Here is an 18,851-nt window from a genome sequence, read left to right as displayed (position 1 = left end):
CCACGATGTGGCTCTTATCCGGAACAACTCATCGAGGCGCGGTGCGCTCACAGATCGCGTTTGTGGATATGGCCGTCCTTGATCGTGACGCGGATGCCACTGCCGTCCTCCTGGAACACATCAAGGTCTTCGAGCGGATTGCCGTCGACGATCAGGAGATCGGCGAAGGCGCCCGGGACGAGCTCTCCGAGCTTGCCCTCGTGCCGCACGATCTCGGCATTGACGATGGTGGCCGAATGCAAGGTCTGGGCTGGCGTTTCAACCACGGAGCGGATCTTGAACTCACGCAACTGGTAGTGATGCATGACGCCTTCCAGGTCGGTGCCAAACCCCAGTTTGACGCCGGCGTCGCGGCAGATCTTTACCGCTTCGACACCACGGCGCAGCATCATCTTGACCTGTTCCACGATGCGCGCTGGCGTGCCCAGTTGGTCGGCGTAGAAGATGCTGGCCTCGAAGGTCGCTAGCGTGGGCACGACATAGGCGTTTTTCTCCGCCACCAGACGCGCGGTATCCTCGTCTATCAGGTTTGCGTGCTCGATAGTGCGCACGCCCGCTTCCAGTGCTCGTCGGATAACATCGACGCCATAACAGTGCGCCATCACATAGGTGCCGAAATCGGCCGCCTCCTGCACGGCGACCCGTTGCTCTTCGAGTGAAAAATGCGGGGAATAGATAGAAGATTTCCCCGAGTTGCCCCCGCCGGCCATCAACTTGATCTGATGAGCACCGGCCGCGATCTCCTCGCGCACCGCGCGGCGGACTGCGTCCACGCCATCCACGACACGGCTGATGTTGCGCGTGCTGCGACAATGCGGACAGCCTTGCTCATGTTCGGTCCGTACCCGGAAATCGCCCAATCCGCCGGTGACCGCCAGCGCCAGCCCCGGCACGAACAGGCGTGGACCAGGAAAGAGGTTGAGGCGTGTGGCATCGGCGAGCGCCGCATCCGCGCCGCCGGAATCGCGTACGGTGGTAAAGCCGCGTCGCAGGTAGTCGGCAAGGATCTTCGAGGCGTGCGCCGCAACGAGGTAGGGTGCCGTGTTGGCCAGCGTCATCTGGTTGTTGACATAGGCCATCGCGTGGACATGAGCATCGATAAGACCGGGCATCACGACGCGGCCTGCGGCGTCGATCCTGGTCGCCCCTTGGGGCACGCCAACCGAGCCTCCAACCTCGACAATCTTTTGACCCTCGATCCGGATCTGCTGGGCTGAGCGCAACGTTGCGGCTCGTGGATCAAGCAAGCTGGCGTTGGTGATGACGATATCGCTCATGACTGCTCCTGCAGGTGTGGCCGGCCATACGCACCCATCAGCGGGTCGGGCCTTTTATCAACGACTCCCCGCCATCGACCACGACCGCCTGGCCGGTCATGAAGCGTGCATCGGCCGAGAGAATGAAGCGCACGATGGCGCCGAACTCCTCGACGGTCCCCATGCGATGCAAGGGGACGAGCTCCGGCACCTTTTGGAGGAAGGATTCCCGCCCGCCAAATATCTCCCAGACCGGCGCGTTGAAGGGCGTGTCCACCCAACCCGGGCAAAGGGCGTTCACCCGGATATTGTCGCTGGCATATTCCAGCGCGAGTTGCCGGGTCATCGTCAGCAGCGCCGACTTCGAAACGATGTAGGGCAGTGAACCCTTGGCCACCATGATGGATGCTGCCGATGCCGTGAAAAGCAAGCTGCCGCCTCCAACCTTACGCAGCAGCGGAAGCGCTGCACGTGCCAGCACAGCATTGGCGCGAACGTTTAGGGCGAAGCTGAGATCGAAGGCACCCAATTCCATGCTTTCGAGCGTGCCGACGTGGCAAACACCGGCATTGTTCCAAACAGCATCGAGACCGCCGAGGATTTCACCGGCCTCGGCCACTACAGAGGCGATACGCGCGTCGTCGCCAATGTCGATTGCGAGAACCCGCACAGCGCCCAGATTGTCCGGCGCGGCTTTCCTGTCGGCCATGACGACGCGGGCGCCGCAGGCGGCAAGCGCGCGAACGCCTGCCTCGCCCATGCCGCTCGAACCACCTATAACCAGAACACGCTGTCCGACTTGGCTCATCTGACGGCAATCTCCCTGGCAGTCCGGGTGAGACGGACCGGTCCGTTTTGCGTGACCAGAACCGTCTCGCTGAAGGGCATGCCTTCGGAATAATGGATGACGTGAAAAACCATGTTCGGTTCGAGCGCCCAGGTCTGGTTGGGCATGAAGATGCGGGTATGATCGGACGTGCGGGGCACGGCGTGATAACCGAGCGTGTAGGCCGAAACCTGGGGGTAGCTCTTCTTGAGGCCCTCGCGAAGCATGGTCTCGCGGGCGACGCGGTCGATCTCGCCCGAAACGGCGCCGGGAACCATGGCGGCGATGAATTCGTCCTGGATCTCGACCACACGCCGCGCAATCGCGCGTTGCCGATCAGAGACGTGGCCCACCGCCATCGGCCGGGCAATGCGTCCCGAGTAGCCGTAGACCTGGGGCACAGCCTCGATGAAATAGAGTTCGCCCGCCTGCATGATCCGCTCGCCCAGCCGACCATGCATATTGGCGACTGTGCTGCCGTAGCCGAAAACGGCGACACGACCATTGTCGGCCCCAAGACTGATTGCCTTGCGATATGTTGCAATGGCGGGTTCGCGTTCTGATCGGCCAACGGCGATCGCGTCGGTTCCGGCTTGGATCGCCGCGTCGGCTATGGCGCAGGCGCGGCGCAGCGCCTCGATCTCGGCTGGGGACTTGATCAAGCGGTGTTCCCAAATCACCTTGCCGAAATCGATGAATGTCAGTCCGGGATTTCTCGCCTGAACGCGCTCGTATCGCTCGATCGTGAGAAAATGGCTGTCCGTCTCGACGGCCAAGGCTTTCGCGCCGCTGTCACTGATCAGCCCCGCCAAGAGCGCGACTTCGTCCTCTTGATCGTCAAAGGTGACAAACGCGTCCGCTGTGGCCTGCCGCTGGGCCCCGAACTGATCGGCCGAGCGGATCAGCAGTGTCACGGCGCCCGAGGGTGAGATCAGCGCACCCTGGTAGCGGGCTCCCGAATGTGCGTAGCCTGTCAGGTAGGCCAGACTGTCGATCTGGTCGACGAGCAGCAGGTCGGCGCCGCGATCAGCCATTTCCGCAAGAACACGGCTCACCCGCCGCCCAAATTCCCCCCGGTCGAAGGGCAGCACAGCGGGCGGCGCGTCAGCCTTGGCGGCATTGCCCGTCATGCCGCATCCCGGTCGAAATGGAAGCCCAGATCGGCCCAGGTCTTGCGCTCGCTCTCGGGAAGCCGACGACCATATTTCGCCTTGGGGTGATAATCCCGCGACAGTTCGGTCTTGGCGACAGTCTTCATGATCATGCTTTCACGCGTGTGAAGCGTGGCGACGCGTGCGTCGCGCATCAGCCGCGGAATGGAACTCCAGCGGAACACCGCTCTCGTGCCGACTATCTCGAAGGCCTTGGTCGAAACCAACCCCACAGTCGTCTTGGCCATGTGGAGGCCCATGAGAGTGGCGTGCGAGGCCTCGCCCCACATCTTCTGGTCGTAGAGATGTTGCGCGTACCATAGCTGCGAACGGGTCGCTGCAATCGCAGAGGCCATCTCGCCCAGCGAGTACATGTTGGTGTCGTCCTGCTGCAGGAAAGCTCTTGCCGCGACTGCATCGCGCACTTCCTCGTAGATGCCTTGCGCCGAACCAAGCGAATGCGCAGCATAGGCAAGCTCGAAGGTGTAGGGATGGCTCTGGTTGAAATCACCAGGCTCGCCAAGAACGTTTTTCCAGGGAATGAAGACATTGGTGAACTTGGCACCGCCCGACAGCGATGCGCGGATGCCGATCGCTTCTTCCCAGCCCGAGACGAACTCGACGCCGGGATTGGGCAACTCGATGACGAAGACGCTCGCGCCGACATCGGGATCATCTGTTCCGGGAGCCAATGCCCAAAACAAGAGATATTTCGACGCCGCACCACCGCTGGTGAAACCCTTGAAGCCGTTCGCGAGGAAACCGCCCTCTGTAGGAGTCAAATCCGAGGCGAAGGAGATCTTGCCGTCCTTGTGCGGCACCACCTGGGAACGGCCCGGCTGGACCTCGCTGCCGACCGAGGCCACACCCACTCCGTTTTGGGCCACATCGCCCAGGATGCGCCGCTTCTGCTCTTCATTGCCGAGCGCGGCTACCAGTCCAAAGCAGTGATACTGGTTTTGGATGATCCAGCCGGTGCTGCCGCAGGCAGAGGCGAAGATCTCGACCACGGCGTGGCACAGGTTGCTGAAGCCGGCATCCTCGTTGGCATACCCGCCATATTCTTTCGGCACGCCCAGCTTCAGGAAGCCGCCGTCGATGATGTCTTGCCAGTTCTCCTGCGGCCAGCCGCCAGCCTCGTCGACCTGTCTGGCGCGCTGGGCAAAGACCTCCTTGAGGGCTCTAGCCTTTTCGATCCATTGAGCGTCTTCGGGGTTCGACTTGAATGGATACATTGCATCCCTTCCTTCTTGCTGGCTGCAATCTTTAGTGCATGCAGTATGCAATGCAGCTCAGCTTCCGTCAATGGCCTTTCGATAGGTTTCGATGGCACGAATGACCAGCCGGTGGTCGTCGATGGAGGCGAGGCCCGCGCAGCCGATCGCACCAACCATGGCGGTCCCCACGCAGATCGGCACGGCGCCCCCACACAGAACGTAGCGGCTGGGATCGAGCGCGCGCTCAGTGGCGAAGTCGGGCTCCAGCCTGGCTTGCAGCTCGAGCTGCATCGAAGCCTTGGCAAAGCGTCTCACCGCGGCAAATTTCCTTTCAATCCAATGCTGGTAGTCGGCGCTCGTACCAGGCAGCGCCGCACGGAAGATCACCTGTTCGCCGAGGTCGACGCCTACCGCCACACGCAATCCTTCGTCTTCCGCCAGACCGAGCAACGTCTTGCCAACGCGCAGCGCATCAGCCTGGCTGAACGCCGAGAAAGCATGGCCCTCCGTCTCCCGCTGAATTTCCGCGATCTGGTCTCGAATATCGTGCATGGGGTCCAATCCCTGACAGTTCCATTGTATGCAGATGGTCTATCCGCAGGCACAGCAAGAGCGTATGGCGCGACGCCGTTCACGCCAGCATTTCCTAAATATTCCAGTGCCTTGAAGCCTGTTCTGGCTTGCCATATCTCGTCCGCGACAGGTCACCGGTGCGGACGGAGCGCATGCAGTTAATATTCCCCTAGAATGAGTGCCGCGGCCTTCTCACCGATCATCATTGCCGGCGCGTTGGTGTTTCCCGAGGTCACCACAGGCATCACCGAAGCATCGGCAACTCTGAGGCCTGCCATGCCGCGCACCTTGAGCTCGGGGTCGACCACCGCCATGTCGTCGGTCCCCATCCTGCAGGTGCCGGATGGATGATATTCGTTCAAAAGGTTGCGGCGATTATAGGCCTGGATTTCGCGGTCGGACTGGACGTGAAGGCCCGGGTCTAGCTCTTGCCCGGTGAAGTCGCGCAACGCTTCCTGGGCATTGATTTCACGCGCCAGCCGCAGGCCTTCGGTCAACGTTTGGATGTCGGCCGGATCGGTAAGCAGGTTGTGCTGGATCTTTGGGGCGACGAAAGGGTCGCTCGATTGCAGGAAGAGCCGGCCCCGCGACTTCGGCCGCATCAGGCCAAACTGCAGCGTGTAGGCGTTGAACGTTGCGATCTCGCCCTTGGGTGATTTCAGGTCGCGGCTCACGGGATAGAATTGAACCTGCAGGTTCGGACGTTCCTCGGCAGGGTTGGTGCGCAGGAACGCCTGAGCCGACATCGGGAAAACGGCTATCGGTCCGGAGCGCCTGAAAGCATATTCGGCCGCCGCCTTGAGTCCACGCACAGGATGCTTCAACGAATAGTAGGTCAGAGGCTTGGTGCAGGCGAATTGCACAAGACTGCCGCAGTGATCCTGAAGGTTCTCGCCCACGCCTGGAAGATCGAGGATCGGGTGGACGCCGGCTGCGCGCAATCCTTCGGCGGGGCCGATTCCCGACAGCATCAGGAGATGGGGAGACATATAGGCGCCGGCCGACAGTATCGTCTCCGCGGCCACGGCCGAGTGCTGGCCCCCCTTGATGGTGAAGCGCACCCCAGTACAGCGCGCGCCTTGCAGGATGAGACCGGTGACATTGGCGTTCGTGAGGACGGTCAGGTTCTTGCGGTGGCGGATCGGCCGCAGATAGCCGTGCGCAGCCGAACAGCGGACGCCGCGCTTCTTGTCAATGTTGTACTGGACCCAGTCGAAGCCCTCATGGTCTCCGGTGTTGTAATCCTCGACAACCGGCATGCCCATCTGCCGCCCGGCTTCGAGGAAGGCTTCGAACAGAGGCGTGCGGTAGTTGCCGTAGCTGACGGTTATCGGTCCGAATGAGCCGCGATCCTGGGAGGCTGGCCCCTGCCAGGTCTCCATGCGTTTGAAGTAGGGCAAGACACCATTCCAGTCCCAGCCCGTGGCGCCTGCCCTTTGCCAGTCGTTGAAGTCCTCGGCATGGCCGCGGACAAAGATCATGCCGTTTATCGCCGACGAACCACCGAGCACCTTGCCGCGCGGAAGGTTGATGCGCCTGTTGTCGACGCCAGGCTCCGGCTCGCTCGTCAGCCGCCAATCAAGATGGCTGCCCACGGTGTAATTCACGCCAATCGGTATGCGGATCAGGGGATTCCAATCCCTCGGCCCGGCTTCCAGAAGCAGCACCTTGACCGCCGGATCGGCGCTCAATCGGTTTGCCAAAACACAACCGGCCGATCCTGCACCAACGATGATGAAATCAAATATTCCAGTCACGACATTTCTCACGGCAAGCAAATCTGACACCCGGCGGGGTCAAGTTCATGGCAGTCGTTCTCGTATGGTCTGGCCCGATCAACCCTTGACGGATCCCGCGACAAGCCCGCGCAGAAAATAACGGCCGGCAAAGACGTAGACCAAAAGGGTTGGCAGAGCGGTCAAGAACACCGCGGCCATATTCACGTTGTATTCCTTCGTTCCGGTGGTCGATGCGACCATGTTGTAAAGCCCGACGGTTACCGGCGAGGTCAGGCCGGAGGTGTAGGTGGTTGCCAACAGGTAGTCGTTCCAGATGTGGGTGAATTGCCAGATGACCGACACCACCATTGTTGGAATGGCGACCGGAAGCACGATACGACGGAAAATCTGGAGGAACCTGGCGCCATCCATGCGGGCTGCATCAACGATCTCGTGCGGCACAGTGATGAAGAAGTTGCGAAAGAACAAAGTCGTGAAGGCAATGCCATAGATCACATGGACCAGGATGAGACCCATGACACTGTTGGCTATGCCGAGCGAACCCATCACATATGCCAACGGGATGAGCACGATCTGCAGCGGGATGAAGACGCCAAACAAGAGAAACGCGAAGACCCAATTGTGGCCCGGGAACTTGAAATGCGTCAGGGCGAAACCGTTGACCGCCCCAATCGGGGTCGACAGCAACACTGCCGGTACGACCATCATTACCGAGTTCACGAAGTATGGTGCCAATCCGTTGCAACTCGTTCCTATGCAGGCAGCGAACATGGCCTGATACCAGGGCTGCATGGTCGGAGCGGCGGGAAAGTCGATGATTGTGCCGGAGCGCAATTCCTCCAAGGGTTTCAGCGAGGTCAGCACGACGACCAGAAGCGGAAAGACATAGATGGCGGCCATGAACAAAAGTGCGCCATAGATGACAATACGGGTGATCCTATGCGCCAGGCCGTTTCCCAGCACCACCTCATGCGTGCTCATCGGAGGCCTTTCTGGTTGAGGTGTAGAGATAGGGCACCACGATCGCCACTAGTGTCATGAAGATCATCACTGCGCTCGCCGCCCCGACGCCAAGCTGCGAGCGTTCGAAAGTCTGCTTGTACATGAAGGTCGCCGGCAACTGCGTGCTGTTGGCAGGCCCGCCGTTGGTCAGGGCGACGACAAGGTCGAAGGTCCGCAGCGCCTGCTGAACCAGCACCACCGCAACGGTCACGAAGGTCGGGCCAAGAAGCGGTATGATTATGCGGCGATAGATCGAGGGGCCGCCTGCCCCATCCAGTCGGGCGGCCTTTATCAGATCTTCGTCTACCCCGCGCAACCCGGCAAGGAACAAGGCCATGACGAAGCCGGATGCCTGCCAGACACCCGCCAGCACGACGGTGTAGAGGGCAAAGCGCGGGTTCACCAGCCAATCGAACCGGAAATCCTCCCAGCCCCAGTTTCGCATGACATGTTCTATGCCAAGGCCGGGATTGAGGATCCACTTCCACGCCGTTCCGGTGACGATGAATGAAAGGGCCATCGGATAGAGGTAGATGAGCCGCAAGGCCCCTTCCGCTCTTATTCTCTGGTCAAGAAGGATGGCCAGAAACAGACCAACCAAGGTCGTCAGCATGATGTAAAAGAACGTGAAAACCACGATATTCTTGGCCGATTGAACCCAGATCGGGTTGGACCATAGACTGTAGTATTGCCGCAGACCGACCCAGTGATAGTCTGGCAACATCCCTGACGCGCTGAACGATATGTAGGCCGTCCACAGCATGAAGCCATAGACGAATATCGAGGCTATCGCGACCGAAGGCGCGAGGGCGATTTGCGATGCATATCTGCCGATGAACGTCCGCGCACGCCCGGTCTCGAGAGACGGGCGCGCCGTAAAAACTTCCGACTTCAGCGATAGCATTCCCATTCGCCTTGCCGCCACTCCAGATGAGAAGTTTGTACCTGGCCGATACCCATGCCGCGGCCGGACCCGTGGGGCCAACAGCCGCGGCACGACCGCTTGGGAGCGCGTCGATTATTCAGAGATCGTCTTCAGGCCGTTGACGAGCTGATCGACTGCGGCCTTCGAGGTCATTGAGGGCTGCTCGAAGAAGGTCGAGACGACGTCCATGAAAACGCCGCTCTTGGCCGGGCTCCATGCCTCGAAATGCGAAATGGCGGGGAATGACTGGCCGCGAGAGGCCGCGTCCACCTGGGCCTTGTAGGAAGCCTGCGCGCAAAAATCGAGCGCGGCGGCGTCGACGTCGCTGCGTGCGGGCGTGGCCCCCTTCTTCAAGTTGAACCCGAGCTGAACCTTGGGATCGAACGTGGTCTCGGCCAAAGCATCCTGCGCGGCCTCGACGGAGGCGTCCTTGCTTTTGAAGAAGACGAACGCGGTGGACACGGTCAGATAGGTCTGCGCGTTGCCGGGAGGCGGTGCGCAGCCATAGTCGACGTTCGGCTTCAGATTCGCCAGCACCATCTCGCCTTTTACGTAGTCGCCAAGCACCTGCATGCCGGCCTCACCGGTCATCACCATCTTGGCGGCGATGTTCCAGTCGCGGCCGGGGTAGTTCGGGTCGACATACTTGTTCATATTGCGGAATTCATCGAAGACCTTGATCATGGTGTCGCTTTTCAGCGCATCTTCGTTCTGCTCCACGATCGCCTTGCGATAGAAGTCGGGGCCACCAACAGCTACCAGCACCGTCTCGAAAAGGGTGGCCTCCTGCCAGTTGACGCCGCCGATCGCCAGCGGGATCACACCGGCGGCCTTGAGCTTGTCGGCCGCGGCGTGGAACTCGTCGAGGGTGGTCGGCGGCTCAAGACCAAGCTTGTCGAACACCTTCTTGTTGTACCAAAGCCAGTTCGTGCGCTCCACCGTGGTCGGGACGCCGTAGAATGCGCCGTTGAGCTTCAGATGGGGAATGAGGCCCTTTGACATCACCTTATCCCAGTCTCCCTTGGTGGCGATTGGCGACAGGTCAACGAGCGCGCCCTGGTCGACCCACTGCTTGACCTCGTTTGAATGCATCAGCACCGCGTTCGGCGGCGAACCTGCCGTGACGCGGGAACGCAGCACCTGATTGAGCGTGTCTGTTCCCGTCGCAGGCAGGTCCACCCAGCCATATCCCTTGGCCGTGAAGGCATCCTTGATGACGCCGATGGCGGCGGCCTCCGACCCTGCCGTGAAGAAGTGCAGCACCTCAAGCTTCTTTTCCTCCGCGAGGCTCGTCGTAACCGCGGAGAACAACACCGTTGCGGCCAGAAGCGCGCGCGCCATGTAGCCCTGCTTGTTTTTGGTCATAGCATTCCCCTTTTTTGCTTTGCTCAAGTGATGCTGCACGGCTGTTTCGCAACCAAAGTGGCGACAGCGTTCAGGCGACACTTTGTCGAGTTGGCTGCGAGCTTGTCAAGTCCCTCTCTTATTTATCTCGCACGAGAACGGCTCGGTTTCCTTGCAGAATGGCTGTTTTTTTGAAAATTTCGCTGATCTCTAGCCATGCCGCCCCAAATCCAGCCCCCAAACCCAGAATGGCCATTGGCAAGCCGGCGGCTTCGCGATATTGTGTTCAGTATGCAATCTGAGGAGCGACCCGTGAGCCTCGAGCTTCAAGCCGATGCGGCTATCCCGACCGAGCCTTCGCCGCAGCCATGCCTCGATCCAGCCATGTTCCGGGACATGTTCTCAGGGCCTCCAAGCGGCGTAACAGTGGTGACCACACTGGATGAAACAGATGTCCCGGTGGGCCTCACAGTGAGCGCCGTGATGTCGGCTTCGCTCGCGCCACCCCCGCTGGCCGTTTGCCCACCGAACGCAAATCATACATTGGAGGCAATTCCGTCTCGCGGCGCCTTCCCAGTTAACTTTCTGGCGAGCAGCCAGTCTGACGTTTCCGACAGCTTCGCATTCGGCAACCAGGACAAGTTTTCTGCCGTTGCTTGGGGCAAGAGCCCGCATGTGGAGGCGCCTGTGCTTGAAGACGTTCGCGCCCACGCCGAATGCAGCGTCTTTCGCGTCATCGAGACCGGAGACCATCCGATCATTGTGGGTCGCATCTTGTCGGGCGCGGTGACAGAGGATCGTCCTTTGACCTACTGCAGTCGCCAGCACGTCGACCTCGTTTACAAACTCGCCAGCTGAGTTGGTCGCAACGAGGGATGGCCAGCATGGCTCGGGTCGGCATCGGCGGAATTTTTCATGAAACCAATACATTTGCTGTTCCCACGGGGCTTACCGGTTTTCAGGTGCTGCGCGGCGTTGAGATATCTTCGTTCAGCCACGGCGCCCGCACCTATCTTGCTGGTCTGATTGATGAGACCGGCGCGCTCGGTTTCGATGCCGTCCCGTTGCTCTACGCTGAAGCCACACCATCGGGCACGATCCGGCGCGAGGTTTATGTCGCGTTGCGTGAGGAATTGGTCGAGCAGGCGGCGGCTTCGGATCTGGACGCGCTTCTTTTGTCACTTCATGGCGCGGGCATCGTGGAGGGCATCGACAGTCTCGAGGAGGACTTGTGTGCCGCGCTACGCCAGCGTCTCGGCGAAAGAATTCCGATCGTGGCCACGTTGGATCTCCACGGCAACGTCCGCCAGCGCCTAGGCGATTTTTGCTCGGCGCTGTTTCCGGTGCGGCTCAATCCCCACGTCGACCAGTATGAGCGTGGAGTGGAAGCGGCGCGATGCCTTTGCGACATCGTGCTCTCGAGAGCTGACTTCGAAACGGCCATCGAACAGGTGCCGATGCTGTTCCCGCCCGTTCCAACCAGCTTGCCGGCGTTTGTCGAACTCGACCGCCTCTGCACCGAAATCGAAAAGCTGGAGGGCGTCGCGTGCGCCCGCATCATGCACGGCTTCCCCTATGTAGACGTGCCTCACATTGGAGCATCGGTGGTCGTGGTGACTCGCCGCAATGGAGCCAATGATGCCCACCGACTGGCGCAGCGGATCGCCGGCGCCCTTTGGGAGCGAAGGCACCAGATCAAGGTGGACAGCCTACCGCCTGAAGGTGCGATCCAAGAAGCAATGCGAGATGGGCGCACTGTCGTCCTCAATGAGTTTTCAGATAACACCGGAGCCGGCAGCCCAGGGGATGGGACTCACCTTCTGTCGGCTCTCATCGCCGCGGGCGCGCGGTCCTGCTTTTCACACATTTTCGACCCTGGCACGGTAGCGCGGGCCGCCGCCGCCGGGGTCGGCGCGCACATCAATGTCGAGCTAGGTGGACACACCAATACGCTTCTCGGCCTCCCAATAAGAGCCGTGGCAGAGGTTCTTGGCCTCAACAACGGGCTCTTCCGGGTAAAGAGCCCGATGGGAACCGGGGAGACGATAGATCTTGGTTTGCTGGCGACATTGCGCATTGGCAGTGTCGACGTCGTCGTGTCCAGTGGGCGCCGCCAGACACTTGATGACGGCCCCTTTATCAAAGCCGGAGTCGATCTCGCGCAATTTCCAATCGTGGCGCTGAAATCGAGCCAGCATTTCAAGGCCTGGTTCGAGCCGCGATTCGACCGCATCATCACCGCAGACCCACCGGGGCTCTCGCCCGTCGACGTGAGAAAGTTGCATCGCCGTCGTTTGCAACGGCCAATGTGGCCCATCATTGCGGACGTGGACTATCAAGCTGAGCATCGATCTAGACAGGAGCCCGCATGAACAAGCAGGCGGCCGGGCCGGCCTACGCGACGCGCGGACCCCTGGATTTTGACCAGGCTGAGTACCACGCCCGCATGCGTGCGATACAGTCTGAGATGGAGTTGCGCGGCGCAGAGCTGCTCCTTGTCGACCAGATAGATCATCTGGCCTATCTGTTTGGCTATCTCGCGACCGCGGCCCGCTACCAAGCTGCCCTGATCCCGGTGAAAGGGGAGCCCTGGCTGATAATTCGCGAACTCGATCTTGGCACCTTCCTCGACCAGTCCTGGTCAAGGTCCTACGAAACATTCGCCGACGACGAGGATTCGCACGCTCGGGTGACCAGCGCCATCGCCCGGCTGGCCCCGAAAAGCCTGGCGGTGGAGAAAGACAGCAACATCCTGACGATCGCTCGGCTGCACCAGATCCGTGCCGGCAATCCGGGCATGGAGATAGTCGATTTCTCCGGCGTGATCTGGCAACAGCGATTGATCAAGTCGCCCGCCGAATTGGCCTATATCCGCCGCGCTGCCGACATCGCCGATCACATTGTGACCGCCGGCGCCGGCTCGATCAAAGCCGGAGTGAGCGACCGCGACAGCCTCGCCGCCATGTGCGAGGCCTCCATTCATCACGGGGCCGACAATACCCGGGCCGCCATCCTGGGGCGCATGACCGGCGTGGACGCCTTGATAGGCGGGGTGACGGGAGCACCGTGGGCCGAGGGCGAGCGGGTGTTTGTAGAGGCCACGCCGCAATTTCGCGGCTATAGCGCACGCCTTGTCCGGCCAGCATTGGTCGGCAAGACGACCGCCGCGGACCTGGAACTGGCCAGGCAAATGGTCGAGATCCAGGACCGCCAGATTGCCGCAATGGTTCCAGGCGCAAAGGGGGGCGATGTGGACGCCATTTGCCGCCGTGAGGTGCTGCGACAAGGGCTCAAGGCCGTCTTTACCCAGATCACCGGCTATACGCTTGGCTATCAGGCTGTGCCCCGAGTCAGCGACCACACCAGGATCATGGCGCCGGGCCAGACTTGGGCGTTCGAGCCCAACATGGTTTTCCATGTCGTCCTGCACACGCCGCAGTTGGCTCTCAGCGAAACAATCGTCGTGACTGAAGCCGGCCCTGAGCGCCTCTCGTGGCTGCCCCGGGCCATCCTGTCGGAGTGATGCGCCCCATGCTCGCCTATGAAGCGACACCAACCGGGTTGAGATTGTCGCATCGAAGCCGTCCGGGTCCGGTCGAAGTCGTCATCGATGTTGGCGCAATCGCCCTCAATCGCGGTGAATCGCGCCGCGCGGTTCATGGGGGATTTGTAGAAGGCTTTGTCCCCGGTTGGGATACGGCAGGCGTGATCAGCCAGGTTGGGGTTGGGGTAGAAGGCCTGCCGATTGGGGCGCGAGTCGTTGCCCGCGCTCTCTGCGGCGGCTGGGCGCAATGTCGCATCGCTGATTGCAGGGATGTCGCCATTATTCCTACCGACGTCGATCTTGGTCATGCCGCAACGCTGGCCACTGCTGCGACGACTGCCTTAGCCGTTCTATCGCGCGGCGGTTCCCTCTTGGGGCGAACGGTGGCGATCACCGGCGCATCGGGCAGCGTCGGACAATTTGCTACTCAACTGGCCCGCCTGGCGGGCGCCAAGGTCAACGCCGTAACGCGCTCTGAAGCCGATCGCGCGCTTCTTGTCTCGCTGGGCGCCCATGATGTTTTCACCGACCTTGGCAACATCAAAGGCGCAGATCTGATCATCGAAACCTTGGGCGGCCCGTCGCTGGTGGAGGCAGCGAGCCTGCTTAATGCGGGCGGGAGTTTGCAATCCGTGGGTTGGAGCGCAGGTCAGGCTGCGGTTTTTGCCAATTTCGACGATCTGATGAGAACCGGCGGCACCATTCAGGGTTTCGCCATTGGCGAACGCCGCGTCGGGATGCTGCTCACACAATTGCTCGCGCTGCTAGAGCGCGGCGAACTCAAGACTTCCATCCAGATGCGTCAACCATGGGAGAGCCTGCCTGCTGCGGCCGCGGCCGTTTTGCGGCCCGGCTTCCACGGCAAGGCCGTGCTCGACGTCACAGGATTCGCCGATGCGGCCCACTGGCCGCTTCCATAACCATCTTCTTCAACACCAGCGATCTAAAAAGAGGAATGCAATGAGGCCAATCGAGATCAAGGCTGCCCTGGGTTCAGGTCTGCTGTCCTTTCCAGTCACCCACTTCGACGCTCAGGGCCGCTTCGCTCCCGAAAGCTACAAATCGCATGTATCTTGGCTCTCGAGCTTCAACGCACCGGTGCTTTTCGCCGCAGGCGGCACCGGCGAGTTCTTCTCGCTGACGCCTGACGAGATCCCCCAAGTCGTTCGAGCAGCCAAAGAAGCGGCGGGCGACACCGCCATTGTTTCAGGATGCGGCTATGGCACCGAGATCGCCCTCACCATCGCCAAGGCCGCACAGAAGGCGGGCGCGGATGGCATCCTGCTCTTGCCGCACTACCTGATCGATGCGCCACAGCAAGGACTGTATGACCACGTTCGCAGGGTCTGTCAGTCGGTCGATATTGGTGTGATGGTCTATAACCGTGACAACTCCGTCATTCAGGCCGACACGCTGGCGCGGCTCTGCGATGCCTGTCCCAACCTCATCGGCTTCAAGGATGGCACCGGCGATATCGGCGCAATCCGGCAGATCACCGCAAGGCTGGGGGACCGGCTCACTTACCTTGGCGGCATGCCCACGGCAGAACTTTTTGCGGAAGCCTATCTTGGCGCGGGCTTCACGACATACTCTTCCGCGGTATTCAACTTCGTTCCGGCCCTCGCGCAAGATTTCTACCGCTCCCTGCGCGCCGGCGAACGCGCCCGATGCGAAGCCCTGCTCAACGACTTCTTCTATCCGTTCATGGCAATCCGCAATCGCGTCAAAGGCTATGCGGTAGCGGCGATCAAGGCCGGGGTCCGGTTGAAAGGTTTCGATGCAGGGGCGGTTCGCCCGCCACTGACCGATTTATCCGGCGAAGAGCAAGACATGCTTGCGTCGCTGATCGCCAGACAGACCTTGCAGTGACGAACCTGAAAGGATGTGCCGTCAGCAACAATCCAGCGCCGGCGCCACGTTCTCACGGTTGCCGACGCGTTTCAGCCTATCGAGGCAACGGCGCCCGCTTGAGCGGGTCGCGCCTGGGTTGAGGCTGAAGCCCGGCCTCTCGTACGATCATCGTCATGGCCCAATTTGAGGAACGGCCGATGTCTTCGCTCACTCTCGACAAGGTAAACAAGCACTATGGCACTCAGTTGCATGTCCTGCGGGACATCAACATCGAGGTAGCCTCGGGCGAGTTTCTGGTCCTGCTTGGACCGTCAGGCTGTGGCAAGTCGACTTTGCTGCATGCCATCGCCGGACTCCACAGGATCAACTCCGGCGAGATCAGGCTTGGCTCTCGCGTACTCAACGACGTGCCGTGTCAGAGCCGTGACATCGCCATGGTGTTTCAGTCCTACGCGCTCTATCCGTCGATGACGGTGCGCCAGAACATCGCCTTTCCCTTGGAGATGCGCAGGCTGCCGCGCCGTGGGCGCGAGGATGCGGTAGAGCAAGTCGCACGCCTGCTACAGATTGGCCATTTGCTCGATCGCAAACCGGGCCAACTGTCGGGCGGTCAGCGCCAACGCGTTGCAATCGGCCGCGCGCTGGTGCGCGACCCGGCGCTCTTCCTGTTCGACGAGCCGTTGTCCAACCTCGATGCGCTGCTGCGGGTGGAGATGCGAACTGAGCTGAAGAAGCTGCACCAACGCATGGGTCGAACCACTGTCTATGTAACTCACGATCAGATAGAGGCGATGACCCTGGCCACGCGGATTGCCATTCTGGAAAAGGGAACTGTTCAGCAGCTCGGCACGCCCAGCGAGGTCTACAACAAACCCGCAAACCTTTTTGTTGCGACCTTTATCGGCAGCCCAAAAATCAACCTGGCGCCCGCTGTCATAGGCGGTGGACGACTTCTGCTTGAAGGCGCCAATTCCCAGCTTCCGGTTCCCGAAGAGTTCCGCGCTGCGGCCAGGGCGCAGCAACGCCAGGTGACCGTCGGATTTCGGCCCGAGCACATTGCGCTCGCGATCGGCGACGTCGGGGACGCGGAAATTGACATAGAAGTCGATGTCACTCTGATCGAGCCCACTGGCGCCCATGACGTTGTGATCTTCCACCATGGTGGCGTCGAACAGTCAGCACTTCTTGGCGCGGGCTCGATCCCGCAGCCTGGTCCGGCGCGACTGCGCATCGACGCATCGCGCTTGAGTCTTTTTGACCCCGCGACCGGCGTCCGGCTTTCGTGACCTGCTGATCACCACCGATTTTCCGTTTCTCGATTGGGGTTTCAACCGATGCCGACTGTCTCAAGAGACGATATCGCCAAAGCGCTGGCGCAACTGCCGCGCGCCCGCCTTGCGCATCTCCCCACGCCGCTGGATCCTTGCCCGAGACTGGCGGCCGAACTGGGCGGCCCAAAAATCTGGCTCAAGCGCGACGACTGTACGGGCCTGGCCTTTGGCGGCAACAAGGTCCGACAGCACGAATACATCCTGGGCGACGCGGAGAGCCGCGGCGTGGACGTGGTTATCCAGGGGGCAGCCTCACAGTCGAACCAGTCGCGCCAGTTGGCTGCCGCTGCGGCTCGCCTTGGAATTGAATGCATATTGATGCCGCGCAAAGACACGCAATTCGAGCATGTGCAGGGCAATCAATTGATCGCGCGTCAGTTCGGAGCAACGATTATCCCGATCGAAGCCAGCGCATCGACCAAGCAGGCCAAGCAGGACATGGCCGAGCGGCTCAAGGCCAGCGGCCGCAGGCCGATGATCCTCGGCATGGGTGCCGAGCGCGCACTGACCCTTGCGGCGGTCGCCTATATCGGAGCTTATCTTGAGCTCGTAGAACAGTTCGAAACTCTGGGCGAACCTCTGCCCACCCATATATACGTCACTTCTCAAGTCAGCACCCAAGCCGGCCTTCAAGCAGGCGCCGAATTGTTGGGCCATGGCGTGAAGATCTGCGGCATCAATCCGATGGATGCACGTAACGAGGCCTATGAAACCCCCGATGAAATCGCCAGCAGATGCCGCGCGGCTGCCGAATTCCTCGGCTTCAAGCTGGACCTCGGTCCGGAGCGCATCAGCAACTCTACAGAATTCGTCGGAGAGGACTACGGCAAACCCGCGGCGGCCGCGCAGTATGCCGCCGCGTTGCTTGCCAGAACAGAGGGTATTCTCGTCGATCCTATCTATTCAGGAAAGGGCTTTTCCGGCCTTGTGAGCGACATTCAAAGCGGGCGCCTCGACAAATCCGACCGGGTCATTTTCCTGCACACGGGCGGATTGCCAGCAATATTCTCATATGCTTCAAGTTACCATGATATTGGGCAAAGTGATTAAAGCGTAATTCACTTAGTTGTGGCGCTGCGAACAGCCGACCGCGCTCAAGAGCAAGGCAAGTGTTTATGACGTCGAGCCCGGCGCGGGAAAAGCTCGCCTGAAGGGATGAGCCAGCAGCAACGGCATGTTAGACGATGTGAGCCACGCCAGCAATCGCCCGACACCTCCGTTAAAGGCTCCAATTCTTGAACAGCCACCGCACGAACTGATCATGCTGGTTGTTCAAGGCTGCCACGAGACGAGCGGAGTCTCGGGATCTCAACGCTTCGAGTTGATCCTTGAGCATCCAATATTCAATCTTCAACCATTCGCCATCATTCGTCGAATGGATGACCTTGCGGATGCGGGTCAGATGATCATTCAACTTACCCTGCATGCTTCGGAGCAGATCATTGTCGCAGTATTCACGCAACATACTCTGCAGAAAGAAAAAAGCGTCCCTCACTGGCGAAGGATCGGTTTCTAACGATTGCTGCGCCTTGTCGAGCAAAACGCCGAATTCATCGATTCGCGCGGCCGGTATGTTGCCTATAGCCTGAATCGCACATTGGGAATCCAAAGCTTTACGGACTTGATAGGCGTTGCTGACATATTTCGCGTCAAGCGGAGCGACGTAAGGTACTTTCCATGCCTCTCCTACAACTAGCCCGTCTTCCTGCAGACGCGTCAGTGCAGCCTTGACCGGGGAGCGACTCACGCCGAGTTGCTTTGCCAAAACACTCTCAGGCACCACCTGGTTGGGGGGTAGTTCGCCATCGGTGATCATCTTCTTTATGATGTCGTAGACCCGCTCGCCCAAGGGTATATTGCGCTCAACCTCCTGCATGATTTTCCTTTTCGGTCGAAGCCTCGAATCGTTCGAAGAATAATGGTGAGGCTAGAGAATACTGGCAAGGTCCTGGTTGATGCACTTGTTGATCACGTGGCGAGGCAATGCGCAATTCGCGATCAGCCGAGCAGCGCCGTTCAAAAGTCGTCCACTAAGCCTTTCCACGGCGATATCGAAAAATCGCGAAAATCGCGGACAAAGACGCCTTCCAAC

17 protein-coding genes are annotated in these 18,851 nt (G+C 60.4%); 7 read left to right on the top strand and 10 right to left on the bottom strand.

Features of this window, described 5'->3' with window-relative positions; translation table 11 throughout:
• Positions 1–47: 47 nt before the first annotated feature.
• The 9 genes from A9K66_RS04845 to A9K66_RS04805 all read right to left on the bottom strand — a co-directional run bounded on the left by A9K66_RS04845 (position 48) and on the right by A9K66_RS04805 (position 10,135).
• On the bottom strand, positions 48–1,277 hold the full coding sequence (locus A9K66_RS04845) for an amidohydrolase family protein (RefSeq protein ID WP_067320373.1): 1,230 nt from the start codon (positions 1,275–1,277) through the stop codon (positions 48–50).
• 37 nt (positions 1,278–1,314) lie between these two features.
• Complete coding sequence (locus tag A9K66_RS04840; RefSeq protein WP_067320370.1) at positions 1,315–2,064, bottom strand: SDR family oxidoreductase; 750 nt, start codon at positions 2,062–2,064, stop codon at positions 1,315–1,317.
• Positions 2,061–3,212, bottom strand: a complete 1,152-nt coding sequence (locus tag A9K66_RS04835; protein ID WP_067320367.1) for a Xaa-Pro peptidase family protein — start codon at positions 3,210–3,212, stop codon at positions 2,061–2,063. The genes A9K66_RS04840 and A9K66_RS04835 overlap by 4 nt, the downstream gene beginning before the upstream one ends.
• The gene (locus A9K66_RS04830; RefSeq protein WP_067320363.1) at positions 3,209–4,468 is read right to left on the bottom strand and encodes an acyl-CoA dehydrogenase family protein; all 1,260 of its coding nucleotides are present in this window, start codon (positions 4,466–4,468) and stop codon (positions 3,209–3,211) included. Before A9K66_RS04830 ends, A9K66_RS04835 begins: the two co-directional genes overlap by 4 nt.
• Before the next feature lie 57 nt (positions 4,469–4,525).
• Positions 4,526–5,002 (bottom strand): heme-binding protein, encoded by a 477-nt coding sequence (locus A9K66_RS04825; RefSeq protein WP_067320360.1) that lies wholly within the window; start codon positions 5,000–5,002, stop codon positions 4,526–4,528.
• 179 nt (positions 5,003–5,181) lie between these two features.
• Positions 5,182–6,780: a GMC family oxidoreductase N-terminal domain-containing protein gene (locus A9K66_RS04820; protein ID WP_197507450.1), complete on the bottom strand. Its 1,599-nt coding sequence runs from the start codon at positions 6,778–6,780 to the stop codon at positions 5,182–5,184.
• Between the two features lie 78 nt (positions 6,781–6,858).
• Positions 6,859–7,743, bottom strand: coding sequence for a carbohydrate ABC transporter permease (locus tag A9K66_RS04815; RefSeq protein WP_067320354.1), 885 nt, complete (start codon positions 7,741–7,743; stop codon positions 6,859–6,861).
• The gene (locus tag A9K66_RS04810) at positions 7,730–8,668 is read right to left on the bottom strand and encodes a sugar ABC transporter permease (protein ID WP_067320351.1); all 939 of its coding nucleotides are present in this window, start codon (positions 8,666–8,668) and stop codon (positions 7,730–7,732) included. The genes A9K66_RS04815 and A9K66_RS04810 overlap by 14 nt, the downstream gene beginning before the upstream one ends.
• 114 nt (positions 8,669–8,782) lie before the next feature.
• Positions 8,783–10,135 (bottom strand): ABC transporter substrate-binding protein, encoded by a 1,353-nt coding sequence (locus A9K66_RS04805; protein ID WP_156751008.1) that lies wholly within the window; start codon positions 10,133–10,135, stop codon positions 8,783–8,785.
• 210 nt (positions 10,136–10,345) lie between these two features.
• On the opposite strand from A9K66_RS04805, the gene A9K66_RS04800 reads away from it, so the two are divergent.
• The 7 genes from A9K66_RS04800 (at position 10,346) to A9K66_RS04770 (ending at position 17,809) form a co-directional block, all read left to right on the top strand.
• Positions 10,346–10,891 carry a flavin reductase family protein gene (locus tag A9K66_RS04800; protein ID WP_067320712.1) on the top strand — a complete coding sequence of 182 codons (546 nt, stop codon included), beginning with the start codon at positions 10,346–10,348 and terminating at the stop codon, positions 10,889–10,891.
• 26 nt (positions 10,892–10,917) lie between these two features.
• Positions 10,918–12,405, top strand: coding sequence for a M81 family metallopeptidase (locus A9K66_RS04795; RefSeq protein ID WP_067320708.1), 1,488 nt, complete (start codon positions 10,918–10,920; stop codon positions 12,403–12,405).
• Positions 12,402–13,556 carry a Xaa-Pro peptidase family protein gene (locus A9K66_RS04790; RefSeq protein WP_067320348.1) on the top strand — a complete coding sequence of 385 codons (1,155 nt, stop codon included), beginning with the start codon at positions 12,402–12,404 and terminating at the stop codon, positions 13,554–13,556. Before A9K66_RS04795 ends, A9K66_RS04790 begins: the two co-directional genes overlap by 4 nt.
• Positions 13,557–13,564: 8 nt before the next feature.
• Complete coding sequence (locus A9K66_RS04785; RefSeq protein ID WP_197507449.1) at positions 13,565–14,497, top strand: zinc-binding dehydrogenase; 933 nt, start codon at positions 13,565–13,567, stop codon at positions 14,495–14,497.
• Positions 14,498–14,537: 40 nt separating this feature from the next.
• On the top strand, positions 14,538–15,446 hold the full coding sequence (gene kdgD, locus A9K66_RS04780; protein WP_067320345.1) for a 5-dehydro-4-deoxyglucarate dehydratase: 909 nt from the start codon (positions 14,538–14,540) through the stop codon (positions 15,444–15,446).
• Between the two features lie 179 nt (positions 15,447–15,625).
• Entirely contained in the window at positions 15,626–16,714 is a 1,089-nt protein-coding gene (locus A9K66_RS04775; RefSeq protein WP_067320342.1) for an ABC transporter ATP-binding protein, read from the top strand.
• A gap of 48 nt (positions 16,715–16,762) precedes the next feature.
• Positions 16,763–17,809: a pyridoxal-phosphate dependent enzyme gene (locus A9K66_RS04770; RefSeq protein ID WP_067320340.1), complete on the top strand. Its 1,047-nt coding sequence runs from the start codon at positions 16,763–16,765 to the stop codon at positions 17,807–17,809.
• A gap of 169 nt (positions 17,810–17,978) precedes the next feature.
• On the opposite strand, the gene A9K66_RS04765 is transcribed toward A9K66_RS04770, so the two are convergent.
• Positions 17,979–18,635: a GntR family transcriptional regulator gene (locus A9K66_RS04765; protein WP_067320336.1), complete on the bottom strand. Its 657-nt coding sequence runs from the start codon at positions 18,633–18,635 to the stop codon at positions 17,979–17,981.
• Positions 18,636–18,851 lie beyond the last annotated feature (216 nt).

The sequence above is a fragment of the Mesorhizobium sp. AA23 genome (assembly GCF_001672435.1).
Classification (GTDB): Bacteria; Pseudomonadota; Alphaproteobacteria; order Rhizobiales; family Rhizobiaceae; genus Mesorhizobium.
Note: the sequence above shows the minus strand (reverse complement) of the source record. Positions and strands in the feature narration are given on the sequence as shown.

Coding starts and splice junctions, on each gene's coding strand:
- A9K66_RS04845 (WP_067320373.1), bottom strand. CDS start 1,277: ATGAGCGATATCGTCATCACCAACGCCAGCTTGCTTGATCCACGAGCC.
- A9K66_RS04840 (WP_067320370.1), bottom strand. CDS start 2,064: ATGAGCCAAGTCGGACAGCGTGTTCTGGTTATAGGTGGTTCGAGCGGC.
- A9K66_RS04835 (WP_067320367.1), bottom strand. CDS start 3,212: ATGACGGGCAATGCCGCCAAGGCTGACGCGCCGCCCGCTGTGCTGCCC.
- A9K66_RS04830 (WP_067320363.1), bottom strand. CDS start 4,468: ATGTATCCATTCAAGTCGAACCCCGAAGACGCTCAATGGATCGAAAAG.
- A9K66_RS04825 (WP_067320360.1), bottom strand. CDS start 5,002: ATGCACGATATTCGAGACCAGATCGCGGAAATTCAGCGGGAGACGGAG.
- A9K66_RS04815 (WP_067320354.1), bottom strand. CDS start 7,743: ATGAGCACGCATGAGGTGGTGCTGGGAAACGGCCTGGCGCATAGGATC.
- A9K66_RS04810 (WP_067320351.1), bottom strand. CDS start 8,668: ATGCTATCGCTGAAGTCGGAAGTTTTTACGGCGCGCCCGTCTCTCGAG.
- A9K66_RS04795 (WP_067320708.1), top strand. CDS start 10,918: ATGGCTCGGGTCGGCATCGGCGGAATTTTTCATGAAACCAATACATTT.
- A9K66_RS04790 (WP_067320348.1), top strand. CDS start 12,402: ATGAACAAGCAGGCGGCCGGGCCGGCCTACGCGACGCGCGGACCCCTG.
- A9K66_RS04785 (WP_197507449.1), top strand. CDS start 13,565: ATGCTCGCCTATGAAGCGACACCAACCGGGTTGAGATTGTCGCATCGA.
- kdgD (WP_067320345.1), top strand. CDS start 14,538: ATGAGGCCAATCGAGATCAAGGCTGCCCTGGGTTCAGGTCTGCTGTCC.
- A9K66_RS04775 (WP_067320342.1), top strand. CDS start 15,626: ATGTCTTCGCTCACTCTCGACAAGGTAAACAAGCACTATGGCACTCAG.
- A9K66_RS04770 (WP_067320340.1), top strand. CDS start 16,763: ATGCCGACTGTCTCAAGAGACGATATCGCCAAAGCGCTGGCGCAACTG.
- A9K66_RS04765 (WP_067320336.1), bottom strand. CDS start 18,635: ATGCAGGAGGTTGAGCGCAATATACCCTTGGGCGAGCGGGTCTACGAC.